The sequence below is a fragment of the Kitasatospora sp. NPDC091335 genome (assembly GCF_044757205.1).
Taxonomy (GTDB): domain Bacteria; phylum Actinomycetota; class Actinomycetes; order Streptomycetales; family Streptomycetaceae; genus Kitasatospora.
In genome coordinates, this window is sequence record NZ_JBIVUM010000009.1 from 208867 (window position 1) to 225434 (window position 16568).

The 16568-nt window shown below is 73.2% G+C and carries 14 protein-coding genes and 1 pseudogene; 6 read left to right on the forward strand and 9 right to left on the reverse strand.

Annotated elements, in window-relative coordinates:
• The first annotated feature begins 140 nt into the window (after window positions 1-140).
• The 4 genes from ACIQOW_RS20820 to ACIQOW_RS20835 all read left to right on the forward strand — a co-directional run bounded on the left by ACIQOW_RS20820 (window position 141) and on the right by ACIQOW_RS20835 (window position 3666).
• The gene (locus tag ACIQOW_RS20820) at window positions 141-545 is read left to right on the forward strand and encodes a cobalamin B12-binding domain-containing protein (RefSeq protein ID WP_401087060.1); all 405 of its coding nucleotides are present in this window, start codon (window positions 141-143) and stop codon (window positions 543-545) included.
• Window positions 542-1792 (forward strand): methylaspartate mutase, encoded by a 1251-nt coding sequence (locus ACIQOW_RS20825; protein ID WP_401087062.1) that lies wholly within the window; start codon window positions 542-544, stop codon window positions 1790-1792. Before ACIQOW_RS20820 ends, ACIQOW_RS20825 begins: the two co-directional genes overlap by 4 nt.
• Entirely contained in the window at window positions 1789-2613 is an 825-nt protein-coding gene (locus ACIQOW_RS20830; RefSeq protein ID WP_401087064.1) for an ABC transporter permease, read from the forward strand. Before ACIQOW_RS20825 ends, ACIQOW_RS20830 begins: the two co-directional genes overlap by 4 nt.
• A 105-nt stretch (window positions 2614-2718) precedes the next feature.
• Window positions 2719-3666, forward strand: coding sequence for a TauD/TfdA family dioxygenase (locus ACIQOW_RS20835; protein WP_401087065.1), 948 nt, complete (start codon window positions 2719-2721; stop codon window positions 3664-3666).
• An 83-nt stretch (window positions 3667-3749) separates the two neighbouring features.
• Here the strand turns inward: ACIQOW_RS20835 and ACIQOW_RS20840 are convergent, their stop codons facing one another.
• The 9 genes from ACIQOW_RS20840 to ACIQOW_RS20880 all read right to left on the reverse strand — a co-directional run bounded on the left by ACIQOW_RS20840 (window position 3750) and on the right by ACIQOW_RS20880 (window position 15150).
• The gene (locus ACIQOW_RS20840) at window positions 3750-4703 is read right to left on the reverse strand and encodes a kinase (RefSeq protein ID WP_401087067.1); all 954 of its coding nucleotides are present in this window, start codon (window positions 4701-4703) and stop codon (window positions 3750-3752) included.
• A complete protein-coding gene (locus ACIQOW_RS20845) occupies window positions 4700-8020 on the reverse strand; it encodes an amino acid adenylation domain-containing protein (protein WP_401087069.1) in 3321 nt (1106 codons plus the stop codon). The genes ACIQOW_RS20840 and ACIQOW_RS20845 overlap by 4 nt, the downstream gene beginning before the upstream one ends.
• Window positions 8017-9318: an ATP-grasp domain-containing protein gene (locus tag ACIQOW_RS20850; RefSeq protein ID WP_401087071.1), complete on the reverse strand. Its 1302-nt coding sequence runs from the start codon at window positions 9316-9318 to the stop codon at window positions 8017-8019. The genes ACIQOW_RS20845 and ACIQOW_RS20850 overlap by 4 nt, the downstream gene beginning before the upstream one ends.
• On the reverse strand, window positions 9315-10844 hold the full coding sequence (argH, locus tag ACIQOW_RS20855) for an argininosuccinate lyase (RefSeq protein WP_401087073.1): 1530 nt from the start codon (window positions 10842-10844) through the stop codon (window positions 9315-9317). The genes ACIQOW_RS20850 and argH overlap by 4 nt, the downstream gene beginning before the upstream one ends.
• Window positions 10841-11911, reverse strand: coding sequence for a cysteine synthase family protein (locus tag ACIQOW_RS20860; protein ID WP_401087075.1), 1071 nt, complete (start codon window positions 11909-11911; stop codon window positions 10841-10843). Before ACIQOW_RS20860 ends, argH begins: the two co-directional genes overlap by 4 nt.
• A 158-nt stretch (window positions 11912-12069) precedes the next feature.
• Window positions 12070-13041, reverse strand: coding sequence for an ATP-binding cassette domain-containing protein (locus tag ACIQOW_RS20865; RefSeq protein ID WP_401087077.1), 972 nt, complete (start codon window positions 13039-13041; stop codon window positions 12070-12072).
• A 118-nt stretch (window positions 13042-13159) separates the two neighbouring features.
• Window positions 13160-13894, reverse strand: a complete 735-nt coding sequence (locus ACIQOW_RS20870) for a LuxR family transcriptional regulator (RefSeq protein WP_401087079.1) — start codon at window positions 13892-13894, stop codon at window positions 13160-13162.
• A 473-nt stretch (window positions 13895-14367) separates the two neighbouring features.
• Window positions 14368-14778, reverse strand: coding sequence for a hypothetical protein (locus ACIQOW_RS20875; protein WP_401087081.1), 411 nt, complete (start codon window positions 14776-14778; stop codon window positions 14368-14370).
• Window positions 14779-14781: 3 nt separating this feature from the next.
• Window positions 14782-15150 carry a DUF11 domain-containing protein gene (locus ACIQOW_RS20880; RefSeq protein WP_401087082.1) on the reverse strand — a complete coding sequence of 123 codons (369 nt, stop codon included), beginning with the start codon at window positions 15148-15150 and terminating at the stop codon, window positions 14782-14784.
• 131 nt (window positions 15151-15281) lie between these two features.
• Between ACIQOW_RS20880 and ACIQOW_RS20885 the strand changes: the two are divergent.
• Window positions 15282-15548, forward strand: a pseudogene (locus tag ACIQOW_RS20885) (transporter); the annotation flags it as partial.
• A 21-nt stretch (window positions 15549-15569) separates the two neighbouring features.
• A complete protein-coding gene (locus ACIQOW_RS20890; protein ID WP_401087084.1) occupies window positions 15570-16547 on the forward strand; it encodes a transporter in 978 nt (325 codons plus the stop codon).
• Window positions 16548-16568: the final 21 nt, after the last annotated feature.

Here is a 16568-nt window from a genome sequence, read left to right on the forward strand (position 1 = left end):
GCATCGGACTCCTCCCATTCCGCCGAGTGATCGGCGTACCGGTCCTGGCGCCGGAATACGCCGGTTCTCCCGAGACCGGAACTCCCATGAATTCGACACCTGGACCCATGAATTCCTCACCCGGTAGGGAATCCCCTTCCGTGCTGCTGACCGACACCTCATCCGACGCCCACACCTGGAATCTCGTCTACCTCCAGCTCGTCCTGGAGGAAATCGGCCACACCGTGGCGAACCTGGGCCCGTGCCCGCCCGACGACCTGGTGGTGCGCTCCTGCCTGGAGCTGCAGCCCGGGCTCGTGGTGGTCAGCAGCGTCAACGGCCACGGCTTCAACGACGGCCTGCGGCTGATCCGGGCGCTGCGGTCGCGGCCCGAACTGGCCGCGACCACCGTCGTCATCGGCGGCAAGCTCGTCACCGACGGCCTGCGCAACGTCGGCATGATCCGCCGGCTCACGGCGGCCGGCTACGACCGGGTCTTCGACGACGGAGAACTGCCCGCGTTCCGCGCCCTGGCCGCCCGGACGCCGTACCGAGCCGTGTCGTGACTCCGCCGTCGTTCGGCGGCTTCGTCGCCCGCGCGCACGCGCGGGGCGAGCTCGTGGTGCAGCCGCGGATGGGCTTCAGCGATCCGCGGCTGATGCGCGAGGGCCTGGAGCGGACCAGGGCGGCGGAGGCCGTCACGGTCGGCACCCTGACCCTGGACAGCTACACCCGGGTCAACGACCTGGCGGCGGCCCGGCTGGCCGTCACCGAGGGCGTCCCGCTCAACGGCTACCCGATCTGCACCCACGCCCCCGCCGTGTCGCGCACGGTGCTGGACGGCATCCACGGCGCCGACTTCCCCGTGCAGGTGCGGCACGGCTCCGCGCGCCCGGAGCACATCGTGGCCGCCCTGCTGTCCCTGGGGCTCGACGCCACCGAGGGCGGCCCGGTCTCGTACTGCCTGCCGTACAGCCGCACCCCGCTGAGCGAGGCGGTGGCCGGCTGGCGGACCGTCTGCGGCATGCTCGCCCGGGCGGGGACCGACGGCCGGGTGCCGCACCTGGAGAGCTTCGGCGGCTGCATGCTCGGGCAGTTGTGCCCGCCCTCGGTGCTGGTGGCGCTGAGCGTCCTGGAGGGCGTGTTCTTCGCCCGGCACGGCCTGCGCAGCGTCTCCCTGAGCTATGCCCAGCAGACCAGTCCGGAGCAGGACCGGGAGGCGGTGGCCGCCCTGGACGCGCTGGCCGACGAACTGCTGCCGGGCATCGACCGGCACCTGGTCGTCTACGCCTACATGGGGGTGTACCCCGCCTCCCGGAGCGGCGCGCTGCGGCTGCTGGAGGCGGCGGCGCGGCTGGCGGTCGAGTCGGGCGCGGCCCGGCTGATCGTCAAGACCGCCGCCGAGGCCCACCGCATCCCCACCATCGCCGACAACGTGGAGGCGCTGGAGACCGCCGCGCGGGCGGCGCGCACCGCCGTCCGCCCGGCGGCCGGCGCCGGGGTGGACTCCGAGGTGTACGCCGAGGCCCGCGCCCTGGTCCACACCGTGCTGGCGCTGCACGACGACATCGGCGAGGCGCTGCTGCTGGCCTTCCGGCGCGGCCTGCTCGACATTCCGTTCTGCCTGCACCCGGACAACGCGGGGCGGACCAGGAGCTTCATCGACACCGATGGGCGGCTGCGCTGGTCGGACACCGGACGGCTGCCGCTGACCGGTACCGCCGTGGCCGGCGCCCGGAAGCTGACCTCCGCCGACCTGCTGACCGCGCTGACCCGGGTCCAGCGGACCTATGACCCAGGAGGCACCCGATGACCGCCACCACCCTGCTGCCGAGCCGCTCCGCCGGGACGCTCTGGCAGGGCAGCAGCGTGCCCGCGCAGCTGCTGATCCTCACCGGCCGCTCGATCCGGGCCCATCTGGCGCACCGTCGGGCGATGGTCCTGAGCATGCTCCAGCCGGTGTTCATGCTGCTGCTCAGCCAGGTCTTCGGCAACATCGTCGACCGCGGACACCTGCCGGCGCGGGTCGGCTACCTCGACTACCTGCTCCCGGCACTCCTGGTGACCACCGGGATCGGCCCCGCGGTGGCCTCGGGCATCGGGCTGGTCCGGGACATGGACAACGGCGCGGTGGCCCGGCTGCGGACGCTGCCGATCCACGTGCCGCTGCTGCTGATCGCCCGCAGCCTCGCCGACCTGCTGCGCACCGCCGTGCAGTTGGTGATCCTGCTGGTGGTGGCCGTCGTGGTGCTGGACGCCGATCCGGCCGGCGGCCCGCTCGGACTGCTGGCCGCCCTGCTGCTGACCTGCGCGGTGGTGTGGGCGATGACCTGGATCTTCCTCGCCCTGGCCGCCTGGCTGCGCAACGCGGAGTCCATGCAGAGCGCCGGCTACCTGGTGACGTTCCCGCTGATGTTCGCGTCCAGCGCGTTCGTCCCGGCGGACCGGCTGCCGGGCTGGCTCCAGCTGCTGGCGAGGCTCAACCCGCTGTCGTACGCGATGGACGCGAACCGGGCGCTCGCCCTCGACCTGCCGCTGGGCACCCGGGTGTGGGCCGCCCTGGGCACCAGCGTGCTCGTCGCGGTGGTCGGATCCGCCGCCGCCGTACGGGCGTTCCGCCGCCCGGTGGCCTGACCCGCCGCGGCCCCTCCCCTCCCCCCTTGTACCGGACGCCCCCCTGGTACCGGACGTCCCCCAAGTGTCCGGACGTCCTCGGACCTCCACGAAACGGAGCACCCCATGACCGAACTGCGAACACGGCCGCTGGTCCGCCTGGACGCGGCGCCCGACCCGGGCACCGCCGCCGAGGCCTGGACGGCGCGCCACCGTGCGGAGATTCGCGAGCTGGTGGCCGGGCACGGCGCCGTCCTGGTCCGCGGGCTGGACCTGGGCAGCCGGGACCGGGCCGCCGCCGTGGTGGCCGAGGTCCTCGGCGAGGGCCTGGCCGAACGCGAGGGGTTCGCCCCGCGCGACCCGTGCCCGGCCCCCGGCGTGTACTCCTCCTCGCACTGGCCGGCCGACCAACCCATGTGCATGCACCACGAGATGAGTTACGCGGCCCGGGCGCCGCGCCTGCTCGCCTTCGCCTGCGTCACGCCGCCGACGAGCGGCGGGGTGACGGCGCTCGCGGATGCCCGGCTGGTCCTGGAGGACCTGCCGGCCGCCCTGGTCGAGCGGTTCGAACGGCACGGCTGGCGGCTGACCCGGCACTACAACCCGTTCGTCGGCATCGGCTGGCAGGACGCGTTCGGCAGCGCCGACCGCGCCGAGGTCGACCGCTACTGCGCGGCCAACGGCATCGAGACGCGCTGGGACTCCGACGGGGCCCTGCGCACCGTGCAGACCCGGCCCGCGGTCCTCGCCCACCCGGACACCGGCGAGCGCTGCTGGTTCAACCAGATCGCCTTCCTCAACGAGTGGACGATGGCCCCCGAGGTGCGGGAGTTCCTGGTCGCCGAATTCGGCCCCGAGGGGCTGCCGTTCAACACCTTCCACGGCGACGGGACGCCGCTGGACGCCGCCACGGTGGACTCGATCAACGAGGTCTACGAGCGCCACACGGTGCGCGAGCCCTGGCAGCGGGGCGACCTGCTGGTGGTCGACAACGTCCGTACGGCGCACAGCCGCGAGCCGTACCGGGGCGAGCGGGAGATCGTCGTCGGGCTGGGCGAGCCGTTCCGTCCCTGAGCCGCCGGCGCCGTCCGCACGTGGCAGCGGGGCCGCACCCGGAACACCCGGGTGCGGCCCCGCTCCACTGTGCGGCCCCGCGGTCAGTCGAAGCTGAGCGTGCGGTAAACGGTGACGTTGCCGACCAGGTCCTGGCAGGCCTGGGCGGCCGCCGCGAGCTGTGCCGGGCAGTCCGGCGAGGCCGTGTCGAGCAGGATGCCGAGCGTGGTACCGCTGTGGCCGACCACCACGCCCAGGCCGCCGACCTCGCGGCAGATGCCGATCATCCCCTCCAGCGACCACTTGTGGCGCAGCACCTGGTTCATCCGGGCGCTGGCCGTCGCGACCCGCCCGGCCTCGGCGAGGTCCCGGCGGGCGACGGCACCGGTGATCCGGTCCAGCAGCCGCACGTACTCCCGTTTGTCGGCTGCGGTGAACGGCTTGGGGATCGCGTTGAAGGAAACCGTGTCCACCGCGCCGCCCTCGTCGCCGCTGACCACCGCCATCGACGGCAGCGACCCCAGCCGGGCCCGCAGCCGCACGGTGCGGTGGTGGAAGGCCACGATCGAGGGATAGAGCACGCCGTCGGTCGGTTCGATCCGGGCGAGGTAGGACTCGATGCGGCGCGGCGGCATGGCCTCGTCCAGGGCGTTGGCCACGGCCCGGGCGGTGGCCACCAGGTCCGCCGAGGAGCTGGCCAGGCCCTTGCCCTCGGGCAGGGTGCTGTGGATCTTCAGCAGGCCGCCGGCCGGCCGCCCGGCGTCCTCCATGATCATCGAGGTGAGCCGGAGGGCCTTCTTCTTGTGCGGCGGCCAGACCCGGAGCTGGTCGGAGTCCGGGTCGGGCTCGAACCTGGCCATCGCCCAGCGGGCGACCGGCAGGGTGACCAGGAAGTCGCCGTCCTCCTCGGGCAGGACGCCCTGGAGCAGCTCGCCGAAGGTGCCGAAGGCGGTGCTGACCCCGGTGCTGACCCCGGTGCTCACCCCGGCGGCGGCCCCGGTGCCCGCCCCGGCGGCGCGCGCCCGGCCGGGCGCCGGGGTGATGATCTCGGCTGTCACCTGGCGTCCTCCTCGTCCCACCGCTCGGGCTGCCGGCCGACGCGCCGCACCACGTCGGCGGTCTCCCCCGGCCGGGTGCTGATGAAGTAGTGGCCGCCCTTGGCGAGCTCGCGCAGCTCGACCCGGTCGGAGACCGCCTTCCAGTCGCCGTGGGCGGCCTCGAAACCGGCGGTGGAGGCGTCGTCCCGGGCGACCACGACGTCCACCGGCGCGTCCAGCCGGTACCGCGCGCCGTCCTCCCGCAGGCGGATCAGCTGCCGGTTGGCGGTCAGCACGTCGTGCCGGTAGGCCCGGCCCACCACGCCGGCCCGCTCCGGCTTGAGCGCGTCCAGCTCCACGTAGGCGTTGTCGGCGCGCAGGTGGGCCAGCAGGGCCTGGTTGTCGGCGGCGGACACCTCGGCCATCTCGGCGCGCAGCGCCTCGGTGTCCTCCAGCAGGAGGGCGCCGACGAAGACCCGCTCGACCGGCCGGCCGGCCTCCTCCAGGAGGCGGGCCGTCTCCAGCGCCGCCGCGGCGCCGGCGCAGTGCCCCCAGATCAGGACCGGGGTGGTGATCCGCTCGATGATCTCGTCCCGGACCCGCCGGGCGAGCTCCGGGACGTCCGGCATCGCCTCGTCCTCGCCGTCGCCGGCCGCGTCGGGGCCGTGGCCGGGGAAGTCGTGCCCGGGGAGCTCCACCGCCTCGACGGCGAAGCCGTCCCGCTCCAACTCGGCGGCCAGCGAACGGAAGTTGACGGCGTTGCCGCCCGCGTAGGGGAAGCAGACCAGGGTGTGGTGCGGGGCGCGGGCGGCCGACAGCGGCTGCAGCAGCCCGGTCGCCGCCGGGGCGGTGTCGCCGCGGCCCCGGGCGTCCAGGGCGGCGGCCAGGTCGGCGAGGACGGGACGCCCGACGAGGTCCTTCAGGGACAGCGCCCGGTCCAGGTGGACCAGCAGCCGCACGGCGGCCAGCGACGTGCCGCCGAGGTCGAAGAAGCTGTCGGCCCGTCCGATCCGCTCCAGCGGTACGCCGAGCACCTCGGCCCACAGCATGGCCAGCCGCTGTTCGGAGGGGGTGCTGGGGGCCGCGTAGGGGGCGCCGCCGTGACCCAGGGTCCCGGCGATCCGGACCAGGCCCTTCTTGTCGATCTTGCCGTTCTCGGTCAGCGGCAGCCGCTCCACCTGGTGGAAGTAGGTGGGCACCATGTAGTCGGGCAGCAGGGTGGCCAGGAAGTCGCGGACGCGCTCGGCCGGCAGGTCCTCGTCGCCCGCGAAGAACGCGACGAGGTTGCGCAGGTCGCCGGCGCCGCCGTCGATGACGACCGCGGCCTCCCGCACACCGGGCATCGCCAGCAGCTTGTTCTCGATCTCGCCGATCTCGATCCGGAAGCCGCGGATCTTGACCTGCTCGTCCCGCCGGCCCAGGTACTCGATCCGGCCCTCGGGCAGCCACCGGCCGAAGTCACCGGTCCGGTACATCCGGGTGTTGGGCCGGAACGGGTCGGGGACGAAGGCCTGCCGGGTGCGCTCCTCGTCGTTGATGTAGCCGCGGCCGACGCACACGCCGGAGAAGGCGATCTCGCCGGGCGAGCCGAGCGGCACCAGGGCCAGGTTCTCGTCGAGCACGTACGTGTTGACGTTGCGCAGCGAGCGGCCGACCGTCACGAAGTCCCGGTCGGGCAGCCCGCGCAGCACCTCGTGCATGGTGTCGTCGGAGACCTCGGTGGCGCCGTAGGCGTTGACCAGGCCGATCCCCGGGTAGGCCGCGAACCAGCGCTGGACGAGCTCGTACTTGAGCGCCTCCCCGGTGACCGAGACCATGCGCAGCTGGCCGAGCGGGCGCGGGTGCTGGGCCAGGTGGGTCAGCAGCACCTCCAGGTAGGACGGGACGATCTGGATCACGGTGACGCGGCCGTCGGAGATCTCGTCGAGGAAGCCGGCGACGTCGAGCTGGGTGTCGGTGTCCACGATCCGCACGGTGCCGCCGACCAGGAGCGGGGCGGCGAACTGCCACAGCGAGATGTCGAAGCACTGCGAGGCGGTCTGGGTGACGACCTCGTCGTCCCCACCGACCAGCTCCATGTCCTCGATCTTCATGAAGAGGTGGTTGAGCATGCCCGCGTGCTCGCACACCGCGCCCTTGGGGGCGCCGGTCGAGCCGGAGGTGAAGTAGATGTAGGCCGCCTGCCCGGGTGTCACCGCCACCCCGGTCGGGGCGGTGGAGAGGTCGGGGCTGGTCCGGATCCCCGGCACTGACAGGGCGACGGGCGGCCGCGCGACGGCGTCGGACGCCTCCCGGGCCAGGGTCTCGCTGCCCGGTCCGGTCAGGACGAACCGGCACTCGCTGCGCTCGAACTGGGTCGCCACCCGGTCCACCGGGAAGTCGGGGCGGACGGGCAGGTAAACGCCGCCGGCCTTGAACACGCCGAGGGCGGCGGCGAGCCAGTCCAGGGTGCGGCCCATAACAACGGCGACCACGTCCTCGGCGGCGGCACCGGCGCCGACCAGGGCGTGCGCGATCCGGTTGGCCCGCTCGTCCAGCTGCCGGTAGGTCCAGCGCTCCCCCGCGTGCTCGGCCGCGACGGCGTCGGGCACGGCCCGCGCCCGCTCCTCGAAGAGGTCCACGAAGGTGCGGTCGGGCAGTTCGGCGCGCGGCCCGGCCAGGCCGTAGAGCTGCCTCTCGACCTCGCGGTCCGACAGCAGGCTCTGCCGGCCGTGCCGCTCCCCGGGGCCGGCCGCCAGGTTGCCCAGCGCCGTCAGGTGGTAGCCGGCCAGGCGCTGGGCGTGGCTCGCGTCGAGCGCGGCGCGGTCGTACCGCAGGCGCAGGGTGAGGCCCGGCCCTTCGCGGTGCCACGCCACAACCAGCACGGCGCCGTCGGCGAGCGCCGCGGCCGGGGTGCCGGGCGCGGCGCCGGGGGGCTCCGGGGCGGCGCCGTCGGCGGCGAGGCCCGACAGGTCCAGGACCACCTCCGGGCGGCCCTCGGCGACAGCCGCCCCCTCGGTCGCCGGACCGGCCAGGGCGTCGGCCGTCCGCGCCACGAGCTCCACCCAGGTGGAGTTCTCGACGGCCAGGCGCAGCGGCCGGACCGGCCCGCCGCCGCCCGGCGGCAGGTATCCGACGAGCAGCGCGCGCTCGGCCGCCACCATCGCGAGCACCCGGGCGTGGGCGGCGGTCAGCAGGGTAGGCAGCCCGGCCCCCAGCTCGGCGGCCCGGCGTTCCAGGCTCCGGGTGAGGTCCTCGGCGATCCGGGTGTCGTGGACCGCGCCGCCCTCCTCCCGGGCGGTTGGCGCGGTCCACCGGGGGACCCTGGTGTACGCCTGGTTGTCCGCGTGCTCCGTCATCGGCCCCCGACTCCTCGCCCCGGCGTCGCCGGCTCCGCCAGCTCGATCCTGATCAGCCGCGCGGCGGTCGCCGCGCGCTGTGCTGCCTCGTGCGCGTTCGTTCCGGTGGCGACCACGCAGGCCAGCCGGTCCTGGAACGAGTGCGTGATCCGTACCGTCCGGCCCTCGGCGGCGGCGGACGTGACCGCCACCACGCCGGGTGCCGCCCCGGCGTCCGGGAGTCCGCCGACACGGGCGACCACGCCCTCGCGGTCGGCTGGCAGGAAGCGGATCGCCGCGTGTCCGGCACCGTCGGCGGACGGACCGGCGGGCAGACCGGCCGCGCGGGCGATCACCGCGTCCACCAGGTCGGTGCCGAGCGCGGCCCGGACGGCGACCGGGATCATCCCGCCGGCCAGCCGCGGGTTGACCTCGATCACCACCGGCCCGGCGTCGGTCAGCCGCAGTTCGGTGTGGGCGGCGCCCCAGCCGAGGCCGAGCGCGGCGAGGGCCCGCAACGCGGTGTCGCCGAGTGCGGCGGCGGTCGCGGCGGGCACCGGCGCGGGCACGTCGTGCCCGGTCTCCACGAAGTACGGTTCGGCGCCGGTGTGTTTGGCGACGACGGTCACCACGGTGTCGTCGAAGGTCTCGACGGAGAACTCCGGCCCGTGCACGGCCGCCTCGACCAGGATCCGGGCCGCGACCGGGGTGCCGCGCTCGTCGGTGGCCCGGGCCAGCAGCTCCGCCGCCCAGGCCCGGACCTCGGCGGCGTCCCGGCAGAGCCGGACCCCGACCGAACCTGAGCCGCTGACCGGCTTGAGGACGACGGGGTGGCCGATCGCGTCGGCCGCCCGTACCGCCTCGGACACCTCGGCCGCGGCGGCGAAGGCGGGCACCGCCACACCGGCGGCCGCGAGCGCGGACCGCTGGTGCTCCTTGTCGCGGCAGCGGACGATGGCGTCCCCGTCGGCGGCGGGCAGCCCGAGCTTGCGGGCGGTGCGCGCGGCGGGCGCGACGAAGTACTCGGAGCTGGACGCGATCCCCGCCAACCCGGCGCCGTCCGCGGCGAGTTCGGCGCAGCAGGTGAGGACGGCGTCCGTGTCGCCGGTGTCCAGCAGCCGAATGGCGATCCGGTCCTCGGCCGCGTAGGGGTAGCGGTCCGGGTCCCGGGTCAGCAGGACCGGGCGCAGTCCCCTGGCGCGGGCCGCCGCGCAGAACTCCCGTCCGGTCCCTGTGGTGTTGCTCTCCAGGAGCGCGAACCACGGCCCGCCGGGCCGCTGTTCGTCCGCGCCGTCGTACTGTCCTGCCGTCGCGCTCACGGCGCACTCTCCGTTCCGTCTCTGTCAGCGTCTGCCTCTGCGTTCGCGTCTGCGTTCGCGGCCGGTGCCGCGGGGGCGGCCGAGCCGGTCAGTGCCGCCACCGCCTCGGCCAGCCGCCGCTGCCCCTGCTCGGTCCGGGCCCGCTGCGCGGCGAGCCGGTCGCAGTGCCCGGCCAACCGCTCCCGCAGCACCCGTACTGTCCGGTCGCACTCGCCCGGCCCGCCGCCGCGGTCGTGGTCGTCCACCACCTCGCGCAGCGTGGGGAGTTCGGCCGAGTCGGCGGCCGTGCCGTCGGGCAGGCGGATCGCGGCCAGCTCGGTGGCCCCGGCCTCGACGGCCTCCCGCACCGCCTCGCCGACGACGTGGTGCGCGGTGCGGAAGGGCACGCCCCGGGCCACCAGCCGGTTGGCGACCACGGTCGCGGTGACGAAGCCCTCCCGGGCCCGCTCCGCCATCCGTGCCGGGACGGGACGGGCGCCGCCCACCAGGGCCTGGCCGAGCAGCACCGAGTCCCGGACGGCGGCCAGCGCGGGCCACCCCGCGGCGACCGCCTCGGTGCCCACCTCGATGGAGTTGGTGAAGGGCGCCGACTTCATCGTGGAGGCCGCCGCCGTCCAGGCGCCGACCGCAAGCCCGGCCTTGGCCTTGACGTGCTCCAGCAGGAAGGCGTTGCGCTTCTGCGGCATCGCGGAGCTGCCGCCGACCAACCGCTCCGGGAACTCGACGAAGCCGAACTCCTGGGTGCTCCACAGCTGGAGGTCGGTGGCCAGCCGGCTGAGCGTCAGGGCGACCGAGGCGGCCGCCGCGACCGCGCGCAGCATCGTGTCGCGGGCGGCCACGGCGTCCGTGGCGTGCAGCGGGCCGTCCGCGAACCCCAGCAGTTCGGCGGTGCGGGCCGGGTCGATGGGCAGGTCGGTGCCGGCCACCGCCCCGGCGCCCAGCGGGCACCGGTCGAGCTGGTCGAGGACCTGCTGCAGGGCCTCGACGTCCCGGTCGAGCGCGGTCGCGATCCCGGCCAGGTAGTAGCCGTAGCTGACCGGCATCGCGGGCTGGAAGTGGGTGTAGACCGGCATGACCACGCCGCGGTGGGCGCGGGCCCGGGCCAGCAGGACCGCCTGGAGCCGCAGCACCTCGCCGAGCAGCGTGGTCAGTTCGGCGCGCAGCCGCAGGGCGGTGATGGTGGCCTTGATGTCGTTGCGGGACCGGCCGGTGTGCAGCTTGCCGCCCACCTCCGGGCCGAGTTCGGCGACCAGGTGGCCCTCGTACATCAGGTAGAGGCCGCGCGGGGCCGGCAGGTCGTACAGCTCGCGGAAGCCGTCGGCGCGCAGGGCGGTGATCCGGCTCAGCAGGGCGGCGGCCGCGTCGCGCGGCAGCAGTCCGCTCTCGGTGAGCATCACCACGTGCGCCAGGTCGACGGTGCTGGTGGCGCCCAGTTCCCGGCGGACGTCCGCCGGCCCGGACTCCCCGTACACCACGCGCCGGGTCCGCGCGCCGAGGGTCCGGGTGAGGCGTCCGGTGCCGCTCACGACAGGGCCCGCTCGGGCAGCGGACGGCCGGTGCGGGCGACGGTCCCGGGCACCTCGTCGTAGGCGCGGCGGGCCCAGTCGAAGCGGCTCCACCCCGGCCCGGCCTCGGCGGGGGAGTCGACGGTGACCGGCTCGACGGGCGGGGCGTCCAGCAGCAGGCCGTTGTCGGCGAGCCAGCTGTCGTCGTACACGGTCGCCTGGTAGCGGTACCCCTCGTCGGGCAGCATCACCACGCACAGCCGGTCCGGGTGGCGGTCGGCCCACCAGCGGGCGACCAGGTGGGCGGCGCCGCTCGTCGGGCCCTGGAAGACGGCGTGCCGGGCGTGCAGGGCCCGGGTCTGGGCGTACGCCTCGGCCGCGTCGCACCAGTGGATCTCGTCGAAGACGCCGTGGTCGAGGTTGGCCGGCCAGAGGCTGTTGCCGAGCCCGCGCAGGCCGCGCGGCCCGTCGGGCTGGCCGAACAGCACGCTGCGGTGGCTGTCGACGCCGATCGCCAGGGTCTGCGGGGTGTGCTCGCGCAGGCCGCGGACGGTGCCGCACATCGAACCGCCGGAGCCGACCGGTCCGACGACGCAGTCGACGTCCCCGAGGGTGCGGTGCAGCATCTCGGCCACCACCCCGTACGAGCGGGGGTTGTCGGGGTTGCTGTACTGCTCGGGGCAGAAGGACTCGGGCAGTTCGGCGCGGATCTCGGCCAGACGGCGCAGCCGGGCCTCCTGGTAGCCGCCGACGGGTGCCGGGTCCCGGCAGATCTCGACCCGGGCGCCGAGGTCGGTCAGCCTGCGGTACAGGTTGGGGTCGATCGCCGGGTCGCTGACCAGGATCAGCTCACGCTCCATCAGGGCGCACTGCATGGCCAGGGCGAGGCCGAAGGTGCCCGAGGTGGTCTCGACGACGGGGCCGTCGCCGAGTTCACCGCGCTGTTCGGCCCGCTGGAGGATGTAGTGGGCCGGCAGCAGCTTCATCAGGGTGAAGACGGCGCCGTACAGGTTGGGGCCGAGCCGGACGAGGCGCGGGATCATCTGTGCTTCGGTGATCGAGTGGTACGTCGCGGTGGGCACCGTCATGGGAGCTCCCAGGGGATTCGGTGGGGACCGGCGTGCCCGGTCCGGCATCCCGGGGCGGGCCGACGAGGACAGGGGTTGGGTGTGCGAGCTGGTAGAGGATCAACAGGTTCACGGGTGCGGCCTCCCGGTCGGCGCGGCCCGCGGCCGGGAGCCGGCCATCAGGAGGGGACCGGGACGCCAGTCCGGGGGCCGGGCCGCTCGGGCAGCGGCGTGGCGCCTTCGGCCAGGGCCAGGTAGACGTCGTCGAGGGTCGGCTCGGTCAGCGTGATCCCAGTGATGCCCAGGTCGGCCTCGTCCAGGGCGCGGACGACCACGGCCAGCGCGGCGGACTCGCCGACGGGGACGACGACCGCGCCGTCCGCCTCGCCCGCGCGGGCCTCCAGCCCGGCCCGGCGCAGCGCGTCGAGGGCGGCGGCCGTCCGGACCGGTTCGGCGAGCTGCGCCCGGACGGTGCTGCCGCCCAGCCGGCCCTTGAGCTCGGCGACGGTGCCGTCGGCGATGGTCCGGCCCTGGCCGAGCACGATGACCCGGTCGGCCAACTGCTCGGCCTCTTCGAGGTACTGGGTGGTCAGCAGCACGGTGGTGCCCTTGGCCACGCTGGAGCGCACCAGGTCCCAGAGGCCGCCGCGGCTGACCGGGTCGAGCCCGGTGGTGGGTTCGTCGAGGAAGAGCACCTGCGGGTGGCCGACGAAGCTGCTGGCGAGGTCGAGGCGGCGGCGCATCCCGCCCGAGTACGTCCCCGCCGTCCGGTCGGCCGCGCCGGTGAGGCTGAAGGTCTCCAGCAGCTCGTCGGCCCGGCCGCGGGCCTCGGCCCGGCTCGCACCGAGCAGCCTGGCGACGAGCACCAGGTTCTCCCGACCGGACAGGCTCTCGTCCACGGCGGCGAACTGACCGGTCAGCCCGATCCGGCGGCGGACCTCGCGGGCCTCCCGCACCACGTCGTACCCGGCGACCCTGGCCGTACCCGACGTGGGGGGCAGCGCGGTGGACAGAATGCTGACGAGGGTGCTCTTGCCCGCTCCGTTGTGCCCGAGCAGGCAGAGCACCTCGCCTTTCGCTATCCCGAAACTGACTCCGCCGAGTGCCTGCGTGCTGCCGAAGGACCGGCTCACGTCTGTCGCTTCAATCATCACGCTGTTCACCGGATGTCATTCCTCGCAGGGAGCGGGCGGGCGCGGATCGGGGGGCACCAGAATTCGTACATTCCTCGACCTTTCCGCGGCAAGGAGCGCTACAGCAAGCTGCCATTCATCCGGCCGCGCGGGTGGGGTGGCTTTCGGCCGTCACCGGCGGCAGCAGGCCGAGTTCCATGGCGCGGGCACCGGCCTGGAATCGCGAGTTCGCGCCGAGTTCGCGGGTGATCTCGGCGACGTTCCGCCGGTAGGTGCGCACGGACATGCCGAGTTCCCGGGCGGCGACCTCGTCGGTGCGCCCCGAGCTGAGTGCCAGCAGGATCCGCCGGGCCAGGGCGCTGCGGGTCCGGTCGCTCAGGCGGCGGTGGTCGGCGAGCGGGGCGCTGCCGTTCCAGGAGGTCATGAACAGGGTGCGCAGATTGCGCAGGACGGCCGGGGCCCGAATCAGGACCGCCTCCCGGGACCGCCCGGCGGCACGCGACCAGACGACGCTCACCAGGCCGTCGGCAAGCACCATGTCCTGCAACGCCGCTCCCACCAGACGGACTTCGACACCCGCGGCGTACTTGTCTAGCCGTTCGAGGAGCAGCCGGTTCTCCAACAGGCCGACCCCGGCGAGAAGCCGGACGTCCACCCCGCGCGCCGCGGCCCGGCCCAGGCAGGAGACGAGTCGGGTGATCTCCTCGTCGTGGTGCCCCGAGAGCACCACGGCGAGGGAGCGGGTGGCCGAAGCCACCAAATGCTCGGCGGTCTCCGCACCCTCCGCCGGCCCCAGGGCGGTCAGCAGTCGTCCTTCGCTGCGGTGCCGGTCGACGGCGAACTCGACGAGCCGGCGGGCCTCCAGCAGCATGCTCTCGATTTCCCCGCTCGACGGTTTTCTCTCCGCCTGCCCGGACGGCGGTTTCGGCCCTGCGGGCACGGTGATAACGGCGGCCGGATCATTGACAGGCGTACTCGTCACATTTCCCCCTGATGCTTGACTCGCAACGTCCGTTCAGGAGGGCATGAGGCCCGACCGGTTGTCACCCGATCGCATCGGCCATCTTCGAGGCGCGGCACCTGCCGAGATCCCCCCGCTCTCTCCACAAAGTCAACCCTAGGAGCCGCTGTTCGAGCCGGTCAAACAGTTGCACGCCAAAGCAAGTGCGCCACCCCACAGACACTTTCGGGAAATTCTGCAGCCCCGCAGGCCACCCGGGTGACGCCTATCGCCGACACCCCCTGCCGCCGCCACGCCTCCGGCGACCACCGCGATCGACAGCCCGTCAGCAGAGAGCCGGAGACTGGAACGGTCGCTGCTGCTCCGATTCCAGTCCCGCCGCTTCAAGTGACCAGGACACCGCCCGCGCCCACCTGTCCGACGCCGTATGGCACACCTACACCCACCCCGCCAGCGCCGGTTGCCGAGACCGCTACGGTCCAGGTCGGCGCAGAGGAGATCGCTTCGCTGAACGCGTCCGCCGCTTGGGTGAGCGAGGCCCTCGCCAACGCCCTCCAGGCGGCCAGGGACGCCGCTGCTGTCGTGCTGCCAGTCCAGCCCGTCAGCGACGACCAGACTTTGTAGGCTGCCGGGACGAGTGGAGAGGTCCGCTCGTCCAGCCAGTCTCTGGCCACGTCGAGGGAGCCGAACGTGGCCAGTTGGATCTCCCTGGTCTTGCCTTCATCGCAGGTGTCGAGCAGGAGAAGTGTGGTGGCGTCGCCCGCCCCTCGCGCGGCTTCCCTGAGCAGGCCCACGTCTCATGCTTGCCGCCGTCCGTGTCTGAGGTGACTCGGTGCCGGGTTTCGGGCGGGCGGACGTCGATGTGGACGCAGCGGGGCAGGTCGCGCACGGTGCAGGTGACGGTCTGCCCGCTCACCGTGCAGTCGGGGTTGGAGACGGGGAACGAAGGTGGTACCGGCCGGGATCGTGTCGCTCACGGTGACGCTGGCGGTGGTGTCGAGGTCAGTGGAGCTGCCGTCCTGGCGGCGGTTGGTGACCGCGAAGGCGTGGGTGATCGTCTCACCGGGGTCGGGGCGGATTGTCAGTCGTGCTCCCTGCCGAGCTGCCCGTCCAGTCGCACATCTGGCTCTATTCCCCACCAACGGACATTGAGAGATGCGCAACATGTCCTAGGTATCACATTTTTGGGCATATACCTTGCTCTTCATCCCCGCTCGGGTCGGCCAGGCGGAGGACAGGTCAAGGGGGGACCGTGACGCTGAAGATCTTTCGCACCGACCACGACCGAGCCGTGGAGATCACCGGGTCCACGGTTGCCCTTGAGCGGCACCTGCAGTCCTATATCGAGCGGAACATGTCGGCCATGCTCGGCGTACGCTTCCTGGACACCGAGGTCTCGACCGGCCCAGTGCACGGTGGGCGTATCGACTCCCTCGCCCTGGACGAGGACGGCTCCCCGACGGTGATCGAGTACAAGAGGTCACGGGACGAGAACGTGATCAACCAGGGTCTGTTCTACCTGTCTTGGCTGCGCGACCACCGGCACAGCTTCGAGTCCCTGGTGGCGTGCGACTACCGGCGATAGATGACACATACCGACGATGACTGTCACCATGATCGCTGGGCTCTTGGGGGAGAAATGACGGGTCTGCGCCTGTTTCGGGTTGGCGATGGGACTGCTGAGGAGATTGTCGGCTCGGAGGTAGAGCTGGAGCGCCATCTTCAGAGCCTGATCGAGCAGAACATGGAGAGCATGCTCGGGGTGCGGTTCCTGGCCTCGGAGCATTCAACCGGGCCGGTCCACGGTGGCCGCATCGACTCGCTGGGGCTGGACGAGGACGGCAGTCCGGTGGTGGTCGAGTACAAGCGCTCGCGGAGCGAGAACGTGATCAACCAGGCGTTGTTCTATTCTGCCTGGTTGCGGGACCACAAGGCCGAGTTCGAGGCCCTGGTGGCTCGCCGGTTCGGGGCGGAAGCTGCCGACGGTGTCGACTGGAGCAGTCCGCGGATCATCTGCGTCGCGTCCGGGTACAGCCGCTACGACGTACACGCGATCGGCGAGATGAGCCGCCGGATCGACCTCGTCCGCTACCAGCGCTTCGACGGCGGCATGCTGGCCCTGGAGCTGTACGCCTCGGTGTCCAGCGCTCCAAGTTCGGCGGCCAGGAGCGACACTGACGGAACCGGCCGTGCCGCCGGCGGCTCGGGGCGCAGGACGGTCCGTGAAGCGATCGAGCGTTCCTCGTCGGCCCTGCAGCAGCTGTATGCCGATCTCGACGCTCGCCTGCTCGCCTTGGGCGACGGCCACAGTGTCGAGCTCCGGCAGTACATCGCCTACCGGCACAGAACCAACTTCGCTTGCGTGAAGGTGTTGCCGGCGGCTGACGCGCTATTGGTGTTCCTGCGGGTCGATCCGAAGTCGATCGCGTTGGAGGCCGGGTTCAGCCGGGACGTCACCGATATCGGCCATCACGGCAGCGGTTCGCTCGAGTTGAGGATCGCCTCGGCTAAGGACCTGGACCGGGCGGCTCCGCTCCTGCAGGCCAGCTACGCTGCGGCGTGACGGTCGAGTGTGCCGGGGAGC